A 17,285-nucleotide genomic window follows, 5' to 3' on the forward strand; every position below is an offset into this window, starting at 1 on the left:
TCGATTACCGTAGAACCCTCGCTCCTTTCTCTTCCGGCATCGAGACGCACTTTCGATTACCGTCGATCTCTCACTGCTTTCTCTTCCGGCATCGAGACGCCTCTTCGATTTCCGTAACCCTCGCTCTCTTCTCGCTTCCGGCATTGAGAGACCCCGTCGGTTACCATACCCCCCACTCACTCGCTCCAACGGGCATCGCCAACAACACCATCGCAATTAAAAAAGTGGTATCAGCATCGATACCACTTAAATCATAATTTAATAATGAGCCAATAAACCTTTCCGCATGGCAATCTTCTCACAGAATAGGAAGAAGAATAATCCAATGACAAAATAGAAGACCGCATTAAAGATTAAGATCAAATAATCCCCTGTACTAATGGCACTTAATGTTAAACCATCAATCATAATGCCGCGTACTAAGTCCACTCCCTTTACGATTGGGAAGAATGCTAGGAATGGTGCAACGGATAATGGAACAAAAACCAATCCAGCTAAAATAAATTGTAAGATTTGTAAAAATGCTTGCACTTGCTTAAACACAACGGACATCCCTGCAATAATAAATCCAAGGCCAAACATGCTAATGATCGTTAAAATTAATATTGGTAAAATGGATATGATATCAACATTTAACCACTGACCTGTAGTGAGCATGGATAAATAAAGAAGAATTGCAATAATAAAAAAGTGAACAGCTACTAATGCAAATAGTCTTGTTATCATTATTCTCCAAATGCCCATTGGTGACATGCTCAATTGCTCTAATGTTCCCTGTGTTGCTTCACTGGTAATCTGCCAACCTATATCCTGCACAACAATCATGGATAAATACCAGAATATATAATTTACAATTACAAATTGAACGTTAGCATCTTGTGAACTTGGGTCCCCTATTACTTGGATTCCTAGAAACATTCCAAGAAAGATAAAATAAAATGTAAATAAAAATGCTAATGTATTAGGTAAGTACCGTTTTAGTTGGATATATTCTTTTCTAGTATTTGCTTTAAGAAGATTTAACCACTTCATGCTGCATTTCCCCCTTTACAATTTTCATGAAAATTTGTTCGAAATTAACGGTCTTTTTATCAATAGCTTCCACTGGAGTACTTTCCAATTTTAAAATATCGAATAAATCATAGATTTGTTCGCTTTTTGGCAATTCGATTTCTAATAACGATTTAAAGGTATCCGGTATATATTCATGGATTGGGAAATTTTCTTTGAGTAATTGCTGCTGCTTCACACTTAACAAACTCCCTAAAGATAACCGATACGCTCTAGCATCAAATAATTTTAATAAATTCTCCACTCGATCGTCGGTGACTATTGTTCCATTGTTAATAATGACAGTACGCTCGCAAATGTCTTGTATAACGTCCATATCATGGGAGCTAATAATAATCGTTCGATTGTATTCGTTAGCAACCTTCAGCAATAATTCGCGTACCTCATAACTCGTTTCTACATCTAATCCAAGTGTTGGTTCATCCAATAAAATTACATCGCTGTCTGCAAGCATAGCTACTGCAATTGCTAACTTTTGTTGCATCCCACGTGATAAGCGATTGACCAGTTCCTTTTCTTTATGTTTCAAATTAAATTGTTCTAATAAATTGTCCACTGTTTCAGCTACATCTTTACGCGATAAACCTCGATTTCCTGCAAAATATTCTAGGTTTTCACGAACTGTTAAACGCCAATATAAATTTCGGTTCCCTTCAAGTACAGCACTAATATGGCTTAATGACTTTAAACGTTTTTCCTGATTATCGATTCCTTTTATGATAATATTTCCTGAATCAGGCTTAATCAGGCCACAAATCATTTTAATTGTTGTTGATTTTCCAGCACCATTTGGTCCTAGTAACCCTAGGATTTCTCCTTGATTTACCGTAAAGGAAATATGGTTCACTGCCGTAATGGATTCCTTCATTCCTCGTTTTTTGTACATTTTGTATAGATCTTTAACTTCAATAATTGGTTCCACAAACATCAACCTCTCTCTATTCAAATATAATCTAACTTTACAAAATTCTGACACTTAAAACTACAGTCCACGGTTCTAATCACTCTAAGACTTAAGACTGATTCTGACCGTAACTCCATCTTTTTAAAATTGGATACTTATCGTCTGAAATTTGTGTATCCCTGTTCCATGTCGGATTACATCCTTATTTCTTAACGTATAAACTGCTTCCATTACTTCCAATAAAATTGACGGGTCCATGCCTAGCTCATTATGTGAACCAAAAATTCGTTGGAGCCCTTCTAAGTATGAAATTTTTTCTAATGAATGAACTAAATTTTCAGGACTAGTAGTTGGGTAATGCGCATAAATAGGCGTACCTGTATACAGAAGGTCTCCTGTAAATAAGTAATTATAGGTATTATCTAGTACACATATGTGTCCAGGTGAATGGCCCGGTGTATGTAAAATAGTCAGAATCCGTTCACCCAAATCAATGAGGTCTCCGTCCGATACGACTTCAGAAGCTTTCCCTTGATATGGTGTATAGGTAGATGGATTAAATGTTACTGGTGGTTGCTTAGTAATATCCCTTGCAACATCTTTTCGAATTTGATCAATCGATAATCCTTTAATCCCTTCTTCTAACCAGCTCGCTTCTTCATGATGGACAACAATTGTACCGAATTCTTGATGACTACCAATATGGTCCCAATGCACATGAGTCGTGATGACAATAATAGGTAGATTTGTTAGTTGATCGGTTATTCGCTTTATATTGTCAATTCCGAGTCCTGTATCAATTAGTGCAGCACGTTCTGTTCCTAACAAAAGATACGAATGAACTTTTTCCCAATGGCCATACTCACTGATGGCAAACGTTTTTTCATCAATTGATTCAACCGTAAACCAAGAATCATTTATCTTTTTCATTTAAAATTCCTCCATGTAACCATCTATTTCTATCATAGCAGTCATTCTATAATTTACCATTTCTAATTAGATTTTGGAATAATCATTTAGTTATTTTTTAGAATATTATGTTAGAATATAAAGTAATTCTAGCTAACAAGGAGATTATTATGTGGAAGAAAAGATTAATAGATACAGAGCGAGGAGTCTTTGAACTTTTTGAAAAAGGAGAAGGAGACCCACTAGCTGTCACGCATCACTATAGTGCTTTTGACGAACGAGGAAATTCGTTTGCAAATCCTTTCACTGCACATTATCGTGTCTATCTTATTAATTTGAGAGGTGCAGGAAATTCCGTTCAAGCACAGGATCCAAGTGAATACAGTATGGATGAAGCAGTTCATGATTTAGAAGCAGTTCGCGAAGCTTTGGGATTAGCAAAATGGGGTTTTGCAGGTCACTCCACTGGTGGAATGCTAGCTTTAAAGTATGCAATTATTCAACCCAGTTCATTAACTAAAATAATTGCTGGAGGTGCTGCTGCAAGCTATGAATATGGTGCAGACCCTGACAGTATTTATTGCCATAAAAATCCGAATTTCAATCGAATCGTGTACATAATGGATCAATTAAATGACCCTTCTACTCCATTGGAAACAAGGAGAAAATTAGGATATGAATGGGCATTAATGTCCTATTATTCAGAAGAAAAATTACAAGAATCGCTCCAAAAACCAAACAGTGGAAAAACCGTGGGCGACCGGCTCGATTATTTTAGAAGAGTAGAATATCCTACCTATGATATAAGGGACGAACTTCCATCAGTTCAAATACCTAGTTTTATCTACACTGGTAAATACGATGCACAATGCCCAATGAAATTCAGTGTAGAAATTACAGATTTACTTCCAAAAGCGTCGTTAACTATTTTTGATCAAAGCAATCACAATCCATTTTCAGAAGAAGAAGAAAAATTTGCTGAGTTTGTAACTAGCACCGTTTAGGGAAAAGACTATTAAATACAACAGGAGGGGTCTTCATGGATATTGACATAGAAAGTCCGGTGAGTGTAGGTTTGCCAGAACGAATTGTTGCTTACCTTATCGACAATGTACTTGCTGCCACAATTGGTACTCTAATATTTTTTATTGTTGCTTTTTCAACAAGTGTTGACGGGTATTATTTTGATTTGTTAGATTTTTTACTTTATCTTATTTTTTCATATTGCTACTATGTATTTCTACCATTTTTCTGGGATGGTCAAACCGTCGGAAAACGGATCATGGGATTAAAAATTGTGAATGTAACCGGGGAAAAACTCACTTTAAGTCAACTGCTTATTCGAGGGTTATTCCATGGGGCGCTCTACTTAGTTGGGTGGCTATTAACGGTCATCAGTATTATTTTAATAATCGTTCGGGACGATAACCGCGCCTTACATGATATTCTAACTACAACCTATGTATCTTATAATAGACGATAAATGATAGGGGAACAATTTAGTATGCAGAATAGAATACAATTAATAATTGTACTTACATGTGTTTTAGCGTCTGCAATCGTAAGTAGCATGGATATAAGTTACACGACGAAGACAATTGTTTACAGTATATCCATTGCCGTTTTACTAATTATCGGTTTACGCGGAATAATTCAATTTTGGAAAGAGAAATAGTATGAAGGGGCTGGGACATAACTAAAAAGTCATTGCCAAAGACGAACAATTTGCTAGCTAAGCGGAGGGAATATACGTAGACTCCTCGGAAATAAAATACAATTTCCTTCGTGCGATGATAATGCTGCCGTAGCATTACTTGTCCTGTGGGAGCAAAGGCATCGGTGAGACCCCACAGTGCGATAGCACGAGGAGGCTCACCAGCCGCCCACGGAAAGCGAAGTATATTTCCGCAGCGATGATTTTCACCAAACATAACATTGTTCGGGTTTATGCTTTATTAAAATACTTTTGTCCCAGCCTCTATTAGAGCTCAATCGTTCCATAATGAAACAATGCTGTCTTGCGTTTGTGTTGAGTAAATCCTAGTTGAGAAAAACGAGCACTTTTCCAGTGATCCTTTAAAACTACACGCTCCCTTGCAACGCGTTTGGCCTCTTTAATGGTTTCTGTGTTTATCTCTGTGGTTAGTGCTTGAGTTCGAATGGAGTTAATCCCATGTGATGTATCAATAGCTGTATGAAACATTGGGTCAAAATACACAACATCAACAGAATTGGATTCCATTTTTTGTAGAAAAGAGAAATGATCATTATAAATAACATTAATTTTTCGCATTGCCTCATCAAACTGCTTAATCCCACTTGAAAAGGTGGATAATCCTTCGTTAACCAATAAATAAAGTTGGTCATTTCCTTCTAGCCCCGTCACTGTTCCCGTTGGCCCAACGACTAGGCTAGCAATTATACTGTCAGAAGCTAATCCTAATGTACAGTCAAGAAAAGACATACCCTCTTTTAGCTTCGCCGTTGTAATTAGTGGTTCTTCCTCACCTTTTAATAACCGTTTTGCCCGTACCATTGCTAAATTCGGATGAAAAAATACCTTTTCATCATTATGTTGTGGGGAAATATATATTCGTTCTTTCCCAACGACAAGTACATCATCACGGTGCATTTGTTTCATCGTATCAATGGATACACAGTTTCTTTCACAATATGGAACTTTATAAGTTGAGGCTAATTGTTTGGCTTTCGTAATTAATTCAATTGTCGCTCGTCCTGCAGTTGTAATGATCATTTGGATTTTTCCTTTTTAATAATTTTCCGAGGGAGTTAATTTGCCTATTGATTGATATATCATACCATGATTTCTTTTTATCTCAGAAATTATAGCTCCTTGCCTACTAAAATCTCATGTAGCGAACTAGAGTATTCTTCTGAAAGGCGAACATAGCCTACACCATTTTTGAGTATGGTTAAATGATTACCCTTGGGAGAAATCCAAATTAGGTACCCGTTTAAGAGAAAATCAGGTTCATCCGCCATATCAATATCAATATTTGTTGTCCATCTCTCACTATTAAAAATATCAATGACTGATTGAACGACCTCTTCGTCTTGAATCTCCTTTACTAATTTATACTCAAAACTATCCTCAACCCTAGCTTCCACTCGAAGAATATCTCCGCTGTCAAAATCCAAGTCAATATATTTTTGAGCACAGCCGATAAGTACAATTAAAGGTACAAACAAGAATAGATATTTCTTCACAAGAATCCCCCCATTTTTTGATAAGACGTTTTCATTTTGAGTATTGTTTCATTTTATGGAGTGGTATCTGCTTAAAAATGAAAAGGGCTGGCATCTGCAGCCAACCCAATGGTTTTCATTTACTTGATGAATTCTTTTTTACTTGTGGTCTTTGATGCTGTTTTTGGATATCACGATTCCTTCGCAAAGTGGAAGACCCTAGATTATTGTTCAATGCTGCTTCTTCATTTAGCTTTTCATCTTTTGCCATACATATCCCTCCAAGTTCGTGTTCCAGTTATTTTTGCCTGACTTGGTAAGAACATGTATGCTTAATCATTATTATATAAGTGATGATCGTATTCTGGTAAAGGAGCCAAAGCTTCTGTAAAAATTAATTTAGTCTCAGGTTCCATTTCAAGTGCCTGTCCTCGGACATATTCAACTGGATAAATACTCATATAGAGTTCTTTCACACCATCAAGTGATACTCCACTAATTTGTCGGTATTGAAACTTCCCAAAGATTCCATGTCTTTTTTTGCTATACCGATTTTCATCGTACACATTGCCATCCTCGTCCTCTAATTTCACAGTAAATACGGAGTGGGCATATTCTTCTGAGATATAATCGGACAAATCATACCATATTCCAAAATGAAGCCTCTCTTTATTAGGAAGATAATAAATATCTGTCATTCTTACATCAATTCTCTCAAAATGCTTATCTTCCATCTCTAATAATAATACATTGTCCGTTGGATATGTATCCTCCCAGATGATAGGAGCGTCATCTCCTTTTTTCATCCGAATCATATCCCATTCCTTGTTTAAAATGAAGCCGGTCAAAAAAAGAATCAAGAATATAAGAATGAAAGTAATAATAGCCGTAGTTTTTCTTTGTTTTTCTGTCACCACTCCACTTCCTTTTTAATAGTTTCGTCGTTTCTCCCAATCTTCTCTAGTCAAAGACATGTTAATAGAATCGATCCACTTTCCATCATATTCAAGTTCATTTTCATCAATGCTTTCAATGACAAAGCCAATTTTTTCATATACTCTCTTTGCTCGTGGGTTAAAAGCAAACACACTTAACGTTAACTCTTTTAAACTAGTTTCTTTGAAAATATAATCTACAATTAGTTGAGTTGCTTCTGTTCCTAATCCTTTGTCCCTTCCTCTAGGCCCGATTAGTATTCTGAAATTCATACTGTTTCTTGTTTCATCAAAAAGATTCACGACTACTTCTCCGACCATGATTTTGGTCGATTGATCAACGATTGCAAGATCTAATCGGTCAGCCTGATCCTTTCTCGTTCGGTACCACTCATAAACTTCTTCCCGATTATAATCATCAGAGCTTCCCGTATATTTAATGACAACTGGGTCCTGCATACATTCCTCAATATAAGGAAAATCTTTCTCTACATCAAATGGTCTTAATATAATTTTCTGTCCTAGAATGGTTGGTTTTTCTTTCAAACTGATCAACTTTGTTGTCTCCTTCTTTTGGTTCATACAGCTTTTTTATACATCGCACCTCTAGCTATGTCAGCACTTTTTTATCATATGTTAATAATTTTGACAGCATAGCTAATAGGATGAAGATTACACAACATATAGCAGTGTTTTGACTGTTAAGAATTCCCTCTTTTAAAATTCCCCAGTACATCAATCCATTTATCATATAGGAAACCAGAAAGATAGCAAGAGATAGTCCACAAACAATGTTGCCGATAAATGAGCTCCTGGAATATGTTCGGTCTTTTTGTACGATTGTCATTGTAAATTGTACTTGCAATAGCAAACAATATGCTATCCCAACGAAAAAAGCCATTGCTACTACGGGTCCAATCATTACATTCAAACTCCTTTCTAGTTAAAATTGCATCCCCTTAGGTAACCAGCTATTAATTGCAATTTCACCTGTGCTTTGGTTACATATTATCATAAAATGCCAATGTTCTGGTTATTTTTATTAAATATTCTGAAACAAAAAAGTGCAAGAACCTGTGGGCTCTTACACCTTTTGATTATTTTTTAATTGGAATCCATATTTCACTATAATAGTCCTCTTGATACGGATCTGCTTTACTTTTATAAACTTCAAGCTCAGGACCTCCATCATGTTCATACCCAGTTGATGGAAACCATTCGGAAAAGATCCGATCCCACACTTTGTGCATTGCATCAGGCATGGCACCTTTTACTGGGAACACAGCCCAGTTAGCTGCCCGAATCACTCGTTCTACCCAACCAGGAGGTACTTGATCCATTCTTTTTTCAGCTGCAATTAAGTACGTAATATTTTCTTGCTGTGGATAAAAATCTGGACAAATTCCTAGTATTCCACGAGGTCCACAATTCTTCGATAATTCTTCCACGAACCCATTACTATTTGCTTCTTTCCAGAAAGCTGGTATCTCGCGTTTATTTTCACCATCAATGATTGATGTGCGAATACTTTTTCCTACAACTGTAAAGCCCTCTTTTTTCATAATTTTGTAATCCATTTCTACGTCACCCTTTATTTGAATTTGAAAAGAGAGTCTAGGATACGCCTTCAAGCTCTTACTATTTTTCTTAGCTGTCGATGGACTAACACCGTGAATTTTTCGGAAAGCCTTCGCAAAAGATTCAGGGCTTTCATATCCATACTTTAAAGCAACATCGATTACTTTGGCGTTGGAGTTGACTAACTCTTGGGCCGCTACTGTAATACGACGATTCCGAATGTATTCACTTACCGTGTAACCTGTTAACATATTGAATAACCGTTGAAAATGGAATTTAGACATGTAGGCAATATCAGCTATTTCTGCAATTGACAAATCGCGGTCTAAATTATTTTCGATATGATCAATGCTGTCTAGCATTCTTTGAAGCCCCTCCATCCAGCTCTCTCCTTTCAAACTAACTTTAGCAAGCTTCTTCACAGTATACCTGTTCTTCCGTGCTTCGTGATGACAGGACTGAAACAAGTAACGCTCTTTTTATTCGATTACCACCTTATCCAATAGTTCACCATCTCCTCTAGTCCAGACACGATATGTTTGGCCACCCATAATTACTACGAGCGTGTATTCTGAAGTCGGTTCCATCCAACCTCCAACTCCACGGATCGATTCAATTGCCGATACTTCAGGATTGGATTTTTTTACGTTTTCCTTAATTTCATTGTGCTTACTATTTACTGCTATAAAGCTTCCTGTAATAATGATAACTACGGCACAAAGCGTTGTTATGAGAATTGTTTTTTTCATTACATCACTCCTACTTAATTACCTAGTAATTCTATGTATATAAAGATAATAAACTATTATTCTGTGCTTTTCAATTACTTTTCTGTATCCTCGATGTTATCTGGAGATTGAATAGATACAAATACCTTCGCTGCAAATTTTAACCCATCGATTAAAACACCAGCAATTAGGATGTTTAGGAATAATCCTAGATTCTCGGTAAAGACTGCAATAAAAATGCCAAACGTACTGAAAATAATAGTGACAAAAAAGATATTCATATAGTCATCGTAACTTAATTTCCCCTTAAATATTTTACTATCCATAAGATCCTCCTTCAGGCTACTTTTCCTATGACAATAGCATACCATAATTAAGGAAGTATTTAATCAAAAATTTCTGAATTAATCATCTACAACCTACTTAAGGAACTTTTACCTATGTTTACCTTTTCAATAACTTATAATTATCATATAATAGTAGATATTTGAAACAATTTTTATACAATATGATATAGTTATAGTTAGACAGAAAAGTAGTTATAGGTTGGGCAAATAAAGGACCTTTACTTTTCTGCAAATCTTAGGGGAAAAGGTTGGTTAAAATGAGCAACAGAGAAACTAAAACAGACGTCATTTTAATTGGCGCCGGAATCATGAGTGCAACATTAGGGACACTCTTGAAGGAATTAAAGCCGGAGTGGGAGATAAAAGTTTTTGAAAAGCTAGATAAACCAGGGGTGGAAAGCTCAAACGAATGGAATAATGCTGGTACGGGGCATGCGGCGTTGTGTGAGTTGAACTACACAGTCGAAAAACCCGACGGAACATTAGATATTAGTAAAGCAATAAAAATTAATGAACAATTTCAAGTGTCAACTCAATTTTGGTCTTATCTTGTAAAAAATAACTTGATTCAAAATCCACAAGATTTTATCATGCCATTACCTCATATGAGTATGGTACAAGGTAAAGATAATATAGATTTTCTAAAGAAAAGATTTAAAGCGTTATCATCGAATCCTTTATTCGAGGGGATGGAGTTTTCTGAAGACCCAGAAAAACTAAAAGAATGGATTCCGCTTATTATGGAAGGCCGTTCATCAAATGAGCCAATTGCTGCAACAAAAATCGATTCAGGTACAGACGTTAACTTTGGGGCATTAACTCGTACGTTAATGAGCCATCTTCATAATCAAGATGTGGAGCTTAATTATAACCATAGTGTTGAGAGTATTAAACGTAACAAAGACGGGTTATGGGAATTGAAAATCCATAATAATGAAGATTATAAAGTTGAATCTCATAAAGCAAAATTTGTCTTCATTGGTGCTGGTGGAGGAAGCTTAGAACTTCTTCAAGATTCTGGGATCCCTGAAGGAAAAGGCGTTGGTGGCTTCCCTGTAAGCGGATTATTTTTGGTATGTAATAATCCTGAAGTCGTCCAACAACATCAAGCAAAAGTGTACGGTAAGGCAAAGGTCGGCGCTCCACCAATGTCAGTACCACATTTAGATACTAGATATATTGACAATAAACGATCCTTGCTATTTGGACCGTTCGCAGGATTCACACCTAAATTCTTAAAATACGGTTCTAACCTTGATTTATTTGCATCCTTAAAACCACATAATATCTTTAACATGTTGGCAGCAGGAGCTAAGAACTTTGCACTAACAAAATATTTAATCCAGCAAGTTCTTCTATCAAAAGAAAGTCGTATGGATGAATTACGTGAATTTATTCCTAATGCGAAAAGCAAAGACTGGGATATTGTCGTGGCCGGCCAACGTGTTCAAGTAATCAAAGAAACTGAACGCGGTGGCAAAGGAACCCTTCAATTTGGTACAGAAGTAATCAGTGCCGAAGATGGTTCAATTGCTGCATTACTTGGAGCATCTCCAGGTGCATCAACTGCCGTAAACGTCATGCTTGATGTTATTAATCGATGCTTCCCAGAACACGTCAAAGAATGGGAACCTAAGATCAAGGAAATGATTCCTTCTTATGGCAAATCATTGATGGAAAATCCAGCTTTACTGGATAAAGTTCATCAAACAGCAGCTGAGACACTAGGGTTACATGATAAAAAAAAGCCAGTTTTACATTAAATATTTTGGGACATGGAAGGTAGTTTCTGTGTCCTTTTTTCGTTTTTGAAGGGATTTTACGGAACCAGAAACCAGTTCGGGGAGACGATGAATCCTCGTTCCGTTATTGTCTCAAAAATAGGCTGATTTTCGGTGTTGTGTAATCGTGGTTCCGTTATTTTGATTTTTTTAGCAAAGAACTAAGGGATTTCAGCCTATAAAGGAATGAGGAACCGTGAACCCTTCAATAATAGGGGTTTCTAGTGATTTAACGGAATCAGGAACCACACAGGGGAGACGATGAATCCTCGTTCTGTTATTCCCCCAAAAATGGGCTGATTTTCGGTGTAGTGTAATCCTGGTTCCGTTATTCTGATTTTTTCAGCAAAGAACTACGGGATTTCAGCCTATAACGGAATGAGGAACCGTGAATCCTTCAATATTAGGTGTTTCTAGTGATTTAACGGAATCAGGAACCACACAGGGGAGCCGATGAATCCTCGTTCCGTTATATAAACATAAATCGTGAGGTGTAGACTTTTGAGTACTGTGTATTTTAAAGATATTGATGATACAAATGAGAATATAGTTCGAAATATACGCCTGAAGCCAGGACAAGAAAAATTTATTGAAACGGTGGATGAATGTCTTAAAGAAGCGGAAATATACAAGGAGTGGCACCCGGTCGCTATTTATCATGATGAACGAATTGTAGGCTTTGCTATGTATGGATCTTTTGGACCTAACAAAGATACTTGGATCGACAGAATAATGATTGATGAAAAATATCAAGGTTTAGGATTAGGAAAGATTGCCATGAAAAAACTGATTAATATTGTTTCACAAGAGTATGGTGTTAATATTATTTATTTAAGTATTGTTGAGGATAATATAATTGCTCATCGTTTGTATGAGAGTATCGGATTTGAATATATGAATGAAAAAGACCCAAATGGTGAACTGCTTTTTAAATATACAATTTGATAGAACAGTAGCATACATTATGACTAATCAGCAGTATTTTTAAGTTCCCTTAAATTCTGGTGGATTTCATCTAATTTTTCTTCTAATTGTTTTTGGCGTTTACTCATTGAAAATAATTCCATCATCCCTACTAAAATAATAATGAAAAAAATTAAGCTAATGATCCATGAAGCATTATCCATTTGACCCCTCCTTTTAAATATGGCAGCTTATTCGCATTTTATCATAATAATCTAATATTTCAATACGTATAAAGGCATAAGCGCTTCAGACTTATGCCTTCTCTGTTCTATCTACAATCCGTGGTGTGGATTTTTGTTTTGTCTAGAATGATTTCTGTTTTTTACATCCTTTGACCCGCTTAATGGTTCACCATATCCTTGTGTTGGGCTTTTTGGCAATTTTGGATTCTTTTGCTGCTTCGGTCCTTTTGGGTTACTCATCGCACGTCTCCCTCCTTCCATATACCCTATTTTTGTGATAGAGCTACTTATTTATGCATGCTCATGATTGAACCCTTGTGATATCATAAGGAGGATTGGAGGAATTTCACTTGAGTATTAACGTTAAAACAATTCATTTACATAAATTAAAAATGCGATTAAATCATCCTTTTACAACAAGCTTTGGCACTGTGCAAGATAAAGAATTTTTTATTATTGAAGCAGTTGATGATAAAGCAAATCATGGGTATGGCGAGTCTGTTGCTTTTTCGACACCATGGTATACAGAAGAAACTGTAATGACGACCGAGCATATTATGGAAGATTTTCTTATCCCTATTTTGCAACAAAATTCGTGGAATCATCCTAAGGAAATCCACCAACTGTTCTCGTCCATTAAGCAAAATAATATGGCAAAAGCAGCAATAGAAGGGGCAATTTGGGACTTATATGCCAAGAGAGAAAACATCTCCCTTTCGCAAGCTATTGGAGGTACAAAATCAGAAATTGACGTTGGAATTAGCCTTGGTATTCAGCCTACAACAGAAGAACTTCTTAAGAAAATCAACCACTACGTTCAAGCTGGATATAAACGTGTGAAGCTAAAGATTAAACCGGGGCAGGATATAGATTTGATTCGTGAAGTTCGTAGTCACTATCCTAATTTACCAATTATGGCTGATGCAAACTCTGCATATACACTAAAAGATATCGATTTGTTAAAACAATTGGATGCATTTGACCTCATGATGATTGAACAGCCACTGGGGTCTGACGACATCGTAGATCATGCGAAGCTCCAAAAGGCAATAAACACTCCAATTTGTCTAGATGAGAGTATTACTAGTTATGATGATGCAAGATGGGCCATTGAATTAGGCAGTTGCAAAGTCATCAACATAAAGACTGGACGAGTTGGTGGATTAACTGAAGCTAAGCGAATCCATGATCTCTGTGTGGAAAATAATGTAGACATTTGGTGTGGTGGAATGCTTGAAGCTGGTGTTGGACGAGCACATAATATTGCGCTTTCTAGTTTGGCTGGTTTTAACCTCCCCGGCGACACAGCAGGGTCCTCCCATTATTGGAAAGAAGATATTATTAAGCCAGAAGTAATTGTGGACAATGGAGTCATTCACGTGCCTGATGGACCAGGGATCGGATATGACATCAATCATGAAAAATTAGAGCAATTTATGATGGCATCGAAAGAATTTCATTTTTAAATTTCAGGGCATCAGTTGTATTGAAAACTGATGCCTTTTTCGTTATTTGCCTAGGTATTCAAGCAAAGTGGTTCGGGAACAATTGCTAGATGTTCGGGAAGTTTGAGTTAAACTTCGGTAACATTTCTAGAATCATCGGGAACTTTCACAAAACTTCGAGGAAGAACACAAAAACTTCGGGAATTCACTATTCCTTCGTTCTAAAACTGAATAATTAAATAAATAATAAAACAAGCAATATAAATGGTATCAATAATTGCTGCATATAAACCTATTTTCGATTTTCTCACTTTTTCTATACTGTAATTAAATAATGTATCATACAAAGTCGCTATAAAGAGGACTACTGAAATAAAAAGTACTATCGTATTTTCGGTATAAGTTACTGCTATAAAATAGAAATACCAACGGCGGAATACGTTGAAACCGAAGCTGAGAATAAGCATAGTTAGGCTAGCTGGATTGATGTAAATCTCGTCTTCAGACGAAATTTCTTCTAACCCCTTCATTGTTTTCTTGTGTTCCCGTAAATAACTTATATTGATTTCCAATAAAAGGAGCCCATAGATAATGATAATTATTTCAACATTGTTTTGTACGAATTCAAAAATAAATTCCACCCCATTCCTCTGTTCTATTTTTGATTAAAATGGCAATTTGTCTACTTTGTAATCAATTCCCCTCGCATTAAACCAGTGATTTAATCCCTCTAGCATGTGTATCCCTCCTATTTCATGCAATTAGTTTTATTGGTCACTGGGGTTCGGGAACAATTGGTAAATGTTCGGGGAGATCTGGTAAAACTTCGGAAACTTTTAGAGAAACTTCGGGGATTTTCAAAAAACTTCAAGCAAATTCACAAAAACTTCGGGAATTCGCCTCCCATCGCCATCTATCGCCTCCCCAGACCTCTCCCCTAAACAAAAAGACCCCCTGTTCCACTAGGAGGTCTCACTATGATGTCAGTTATTTTGTATATGCGTCTGTTAAAGCGGTAACGATTTGTTTTTTACGGGATACGACACCTTTTAATAAGGCACGATTATTAGCATCAAGTGTTGCACTGAATGCTTCTTCTACTTTCGCTTTTCCTTCGCCACGAGCTAAAACTTCAGAGTCATTATTAAGAATATCAGTAACGACAAATAAGAATAGATCTAATCCTTTGTCACTAATATTTTTATCAATTTCTGCTTCAATGTCAGCTTGTAGTTCGTACACCTTAGAAGCGTCAACTGTGTTTACTTGAGCGATTTCTACTTTTGCATCACCCATGGAGAATTCTTTTGCATCCATTGTGATTAGTTCTCTAGCTGATTTGTCACTTAGATCTGCCCCCGCTTGTAGCATATCTAAGCCATACTTCTCTAAATCAACTCCAGCAATTTCTGCTAGTTCATGTGCTGCATCTACATCTTCTTGTGTACATGTTGGTGATTTCAATAATAATGAGTCAGAGATGATTGCTGATAGTAATAGTCCAGCATTCTCTTTTGATAACTCTACCCCATTTTCTTTGTACATTTTATTTAAAATTGTTGCTGTGCAACCTACTGGCTCGGCACGGAAATATAATGGTTCTTTCGTTTCAAAGTTTGACACACGGTGATGGTCAACTACTTCAGCAACGCGAACATCTTTAATATTGTCAACACTTTGTTGAAATTCGTTGTGGTCAACTAAAATTACAGAATCTACGTCTTCGCCTACTTTTTCGATTAGCTGTGGAGCATCTACTTTAAAATAATCCAATGCAAATTGTGTTTCCTTATTCACTTCACCAAGTCTAGCAGGTTCAGCATTTGCTCCTAATTGCTTTTTCAAATCAGCATAAACTAATGCAGAACAAATTGTGTCTGTGTCTGGATTTTTATGTCCAAATACTAACTGTTTACTCATTTACACCGTCTCCTTTTATATGTAATTCATTATCCTTATTTATACAGTTACAAGATTACCATACTTCTCTAGTTCATGAATAGCATTTTACAATTGATTGAAAAAAATTACACAAACTATTTTACAATCTACTTCCATTTTCATTATAGTAAAGGTAGACAATAGACTCTATTACTTAAAAAGAAGGGTTTTCAACATGAAAAAAGCAATTATTATTGGTGCTGGTGTACTAGGAGCTTCAACTGCCTACTATCTAGCAAAAAAAGGAATAGATACAGTACTCATCGATAGGAATGATCCAGGACAAGCAACAGATGCTGCTGCTGGAATTATTTGTCCTTGGTTATCCCAACGTAGAAATAAAGCATGGTATGAACTCGCAAAGGGTGGTGCTAGAGTTTATCGAAGCCTGGTTAAAGAGTTAGCGGCAGACGGAGAGACAGAAACAGGCTACGCTCAAGTTGGTGCCATCAGTATTCGGGATAATCTTGAAAAATTGCAAGCAATGGAAAAGCGTGCGATCGAACGACGGGAAGAGGCACTAGAAATTGGTGAGGTTTCCTTGCTAACACCTGAACAGACGCGTGAATTATTTCCACCACTAGAAGAGAACTATGGGGCTGTCCACATTAGTGGCGCTGGCCGTGTGAATGGACGACTTCTTCGGAAAGCACTAATGAATGCTGCTAAAAAGCATGGTGCAACAGTCATTCAGGGCAGTGCTAGTCTAATTCAAAATGGAAAGGCAATTACAGGGGTTCAGGTGAACGATGAAACGTACGAGGCTGATTATGTCATTGCAGCATCTGGCGCATGGATGAATGATCTATTAGAACCTATAGGAATTGAATTTAAAGGTTCTTCACAAAAAGGACAACTGATGCATTTACAATTGCCTGATACAGACACATCAACATGGCCGTTGCTTTTACCACCATCCGATCAATCTATCGTTCCGTTTGACGACCATATCGTTATTGGAGCAACACATGAAGATGATGTCGGTTTCGATCAACGTGTAACAGCTGGTGGCGTTCATGAGCTATTAACGAAGGCCTTTAAATTTGCACCTGGTTTAGAAAACAGCACTGTCAAGGATATAAAAGTAGGTTTTCGACCATTCACTCCAGGGTTTTTACCTGTTTTCGGTGAAATGCCAGGATATGAGGGATTGATACTCGCTAATGGGTTAGGAGCTTCTGGTCTTACAACTGGTCCATTTGTTGGGATGCAATTAGCAAAACTTGTCCTTGGTGAAGCACTTGATGTGGATCAATCGAATTATGATGTTAATTTAGCACTTTAGGGGGGA

Annotated in this window: 23 protein-coding genes; 7 read left to right on the plus strand and 16 right to left on the minus strand. The window is 36.7% G+C overall.

Annotation, left to right across the window (positions count from 1 at the left end; translation table 11 throughout):
• Positions 1 to 258: 258 nt before the first annotated feature.
• The 3 genes from BUB12_RS12480 to BUB12_RS12490 all read right to left on the minus strand — a co-directional run bounded on the left by BUB12_RS12480 (position 259) and on the right by BUB12_RS12490 (position 2,905).
• A complete protein-coding gene (locus BUB12_RS12480; protein ID WP_072891256.1) occupies positions 259 to 1,032 on the minus strand; it encodes an ABC transporter in 774 nt (257 codons plus the stop codon).
• A complete protein-coding gene (locus tag BUB12_RS12485; RefSeq protein WP_072891284.1) occupies positions 1,010 to 1,993 on the minus strand; it encodes an ABC transporter ATP-binding protein in 984 nt (327 codons plus the stop codon). The genes BUB12_RS12480 and BUB12_RS12485 overlap by 23 nt, the downstream gene beginning before the upstream one ends.
• A 123-nt stretch (positions 1,994 to 2,116) precedes the next feature.
• Positions 2,117 to 2,905 (minus strand): MBL fold metallo-hydrolase, encoded by a 789-nt coding sequence (locus BUB12_RS12490; protein WP_072891257.1) that lies wholly within the window; start codon positions 2,903 to 2,905, stop codon positions 2,117 to 2,119.
• Positions 2,906 to 3,054: 149 nt separating this feature from the next.
• Between BUB12_RS12490 and BUB12_RS12495 the strand changes: the two genes are divergently transcribed.
• The 3 genes from BUB12_RS12495 to BUB12_RS17730 are packed head-to-tail and all read left to right on the plus strand — an operon-like array spanning position 3,055 to position 4,559.
• Positions 3,055 to 3,888, plus strand: a complete 834-nt coding sequence (locus BUB12_RS12495) for an alpha/beta fold hydrolase (protein ID WP_072891258.1) — start codon at positions 3,055 to 3,057, stop codon at positions 3,886 to 3,888.
• Between the two features lie 35 nt (positions 3,889 to 3,923).
• The gene (locus BUB12_RS12500; protein WP_072891259.1) at positions 3,924 to 4,367 is read left to right on the plus strand and encodes an RDD family protein; all 444 of its coding nucleotides are present in this window, start codon (positions 3,924 to 3,926) and stop codon (positions 4,365 to 4,367) included.
• Positions 4,368 to 4,388: 21 nt separating this feature from the next.
• On the plus strand, positions 4,389 to 4,559 hold the full coding sequence (locus BUB12_RS17730; RefSeq protein WP_159431581.1) for a hypothetical protein: 171 nt from the start codon (positions 4,389 to 4,391) through the stop codon (positions 4,557 to 4,559).
• Positions 4,560 to 4,865: 306 nt separating this feature from the next.
• Here the strand turns inward: BUB12_RS17730 and BUB12_RS12505 are convergent, their stop codons facing one another.
• The 9 genes from BUB12_RS12505 to BUB12_RS12540 all read right to left on the minus strand — a co-directional run bounded on the left by BUB12_RS12505 (position 4,866) and on the right by BUB12_RS12540 (position 9,658).
• A complete protein-coding gene (locus BUB12_RS12505; RefSeq protein ID WP_072891260.1) occupies positions 4,866 to 5,639 on the minus strand; it encodes a class I SAM-dependent methyltransferase in 774 nt (257 codons plus the stop codon).
• A gap of 89 nt (positions 5,640 to 5,728) precedes the next feature.
• Complete coding sequence (locus tag BUB12_RS12510) at positions 5,729 to 6,112, minus strand: hypothetical protein (RefSeq protein WP_072891261.1); 384 nt, start codon at positions 6,110 to 6,112, stop codon at positions 5,729 to 5,731.
• A gap of 115 nt (positions 6,113 to 6,227) precedes the next feature.
• Positions 6,228 to 6,362 carry a hypothetical protein gene (locus BUB12_RS18195; protein ID WP_268801940.1) on the minus strand — a complete coding sequence of 45 codons (135 nt, stop codon included), beginning with the start codon at positions 6,360 to 6,362 and terminating at the stop codon, positions 6,228 to 6,230.
• A 61-nt stretch (positions 6,363 to 6,423) separates the two neighbouring features.
• On the minus strand, positions 6,424 to 7,005 hold the full coding sequence (locus tag BUB12_RS12515; RefSeq protein WP_072891262.1) for a hypothetical protein: 582 nt from the start codon (positions 7,003 to 7,005) through the stop codon (positions 6,424 to 6,426).
• 15 nt (positions 7,006 to 7,020) lie between these two features.
• Complete coding sequence (locus BUB12_RS12520) at positions 7,021 to 7,608, minus strand: GNAT family N-acetyltransferase (RefSeq protein WP_072891263.1); 588 nt, start codon at positions 7,606 to 7,608, stop codon at positions 7,021 to 7,023.
• Between the two features lie 28 nt (positions 7,609 to 7,636).
• A complete protein-coding gene (locus BUB12_RS12525) occupies positions 7,637 to 7,948 on the minus strand; it encodes a hypothetical protein (protein ID WP_072891264.1) in 312 nt (103 codons plus the stop codon).
• A gap of 175 nt (positions 7,949 to 8,123) precedes the next feature.
• On the minus strand, positions 8,124 to 8,984 hold the full coding sequence (locus BUB12_RS12530) for an AraC family transcriptional regulator (RefSeq protein ID WP_072891265.1): 861 nt from the start codon (positions 8,982 to 8,984) through the stop codon (positions 8,124 to 8,126).
• 99 nt (positions 8,985 to 9,083) lie between these two features.
• Complete coding sequence (locus BUB12_RS12535) at positions 9,084 to 9,353, minus strand: hypothetical protein (protein WP_072891266.1); 270 nt, start codon at positions 9,351 to 9,353, stop codon at positions 9,084 to 9,086.
• Positions 9,354 to 9,427: 74 nt separating this feature from the next.
• Positions 9,428 to 9,658 carry a hypothetical protein gene (locus tag BUB12_RS12540; RefSeq protein WP_072891267.1) on the minus strand — a complete coding sequence of 77 codons (231 nt, stop codon included), beginning with the start codon at positions 9,656 to 9,658 and terminating at the stop codon, positions 9,428 to 9,430.
• 278 nt (positions 9,659 to 9,936) lie between these two features.
• Here BUB12_RS12540 and BUB12_RS12545 point away from each other — a divergent pair, with 278 nt between their 5' ends.
• Positions 9,937 to 11,442, plus strand: a complete 1,506-nt coding sequence (locus BUB12_RS12545; RefSeq protein WP_200801069.1) for a malate:quinone oxidoreductase — start codon at positions 9,937 to 9,939, stop codon at positions 11,440 to 11,442.
• 519 nt (positions 11,443 to 11,961) lie between these two features.
• Positions 11,962 to 12,405 (plus strand): GNAT family N-acetyltransferase, encoded by a 444-nt coding sequence (locus BUB12_RS12550; protein WP_072891269.1) that lies wholly within the window; start codon positions 11,962 to 11,964, stop codon positions 12,403 to 12,405.
• A 23-nt stretch (positions 12,406 to 12,428) separates the two neighbouring features.
• Here BUB12_RS12550 and BUB12_RS17735 read toward each other — a convergent pair whose 3' ends face one another.
• Entirely contained in the window at positions 12,429 to 12,587 is a 159-nt protein-coding gene (locus BUB12_RS17735) for a hypothetical protein (protein ID WP_159431582.1), read from the minus strand.
• A 111-nt stretch (positions 12,588 to 12,698) separates the two neighbouring features.
• Entirely contained in the window at positions 12,699 to 12,848 is a 150-nt protein-coding gene (locus BUB12_RS12555) for a small acid-soluble spore protein P (protein WP_072891270.1), read from the minus strand.
• Between the two features lie 110 nt (positions 12,849 to 12,958).
• Here BUB12_RS12555 and menC point away from each other — a divergent pair, with 110 nt between their 5' ends.
• Positions 12,959 to 14,074, plus strand: coding sequence for an o-succinylbenzoate synthase (gene menC, locus BUB12_RS12560; RefSeq protein WP_200801070.1), 1,116 nt, complete (start codon positions 12,959 to 12,961; stop codon positions 14,072 to 14,074).
• A gap of 200 nt (positions 14,075 to 14,274) precedes the next feature.
• Here the strand turns inward: menC and BUB12_RS12565 are convergent, their stop codons facing one another.
• Together BUB12_RS12565 and BUB12_RS12570 are read right to left on the minus strand one after the other, a co-directional pair.
• Positions 14,275 to 14,694: a hypothetical protein gene (locus tag BUB12_RS12565; protein WP_234982704.1), complete on the minus strand. Its 420-nt coding sequence runs from the start codon at positions 14,692 to 14,694 to the stop codon at positions 14,275 to 14,277.
• A gap of 346 nt (positions 14,695 to 15,040) precedes the next feature.
• Positions 15,041 to 15,973 (minus strand): manganese-dependent inorganic pyrophosphatase, encoded by a 933-nt coding sequence (locus BUB12_RS12570; RefSeq protein WP_072891271.1) that lies wholly within the window; start codon positions 15,971 to 15,973, stop codon positions 15,041 to 15,043.
• Positions 15,974 to 16,169: 196 nt separating this feature from the next.
• Between BUB12_RS12570 and BUB12_RS12575 the strand changes: the two genes are divergently transcribed.
• Positions 16,170 to 17,279 carry an NAD(P)/FAD-dependent oxidoreductase gene (locus BUB12_RS12575; protein WP_072891272.1) on the plus strand — a complete coding sequence of 370 codons (1,110 nt, stop codon included), beginning with the start codon at positions 16,170 to 16,172 and terminating at the stop codon, positions 17,277 to 17,279.
• The last annotated feature ends 6 nt before the right edge of the window (positions 17,280 to 17,285 follow it).

Source organism: Ornithinibacillus halophilus (assembly GCF_900129485.1).
Lineage (GTDB): Bacteria > Bacillota > Bacilli > Bacillales > Amphibacillaceae > Ornithinibacillus > Ornithinibacillus halophilus.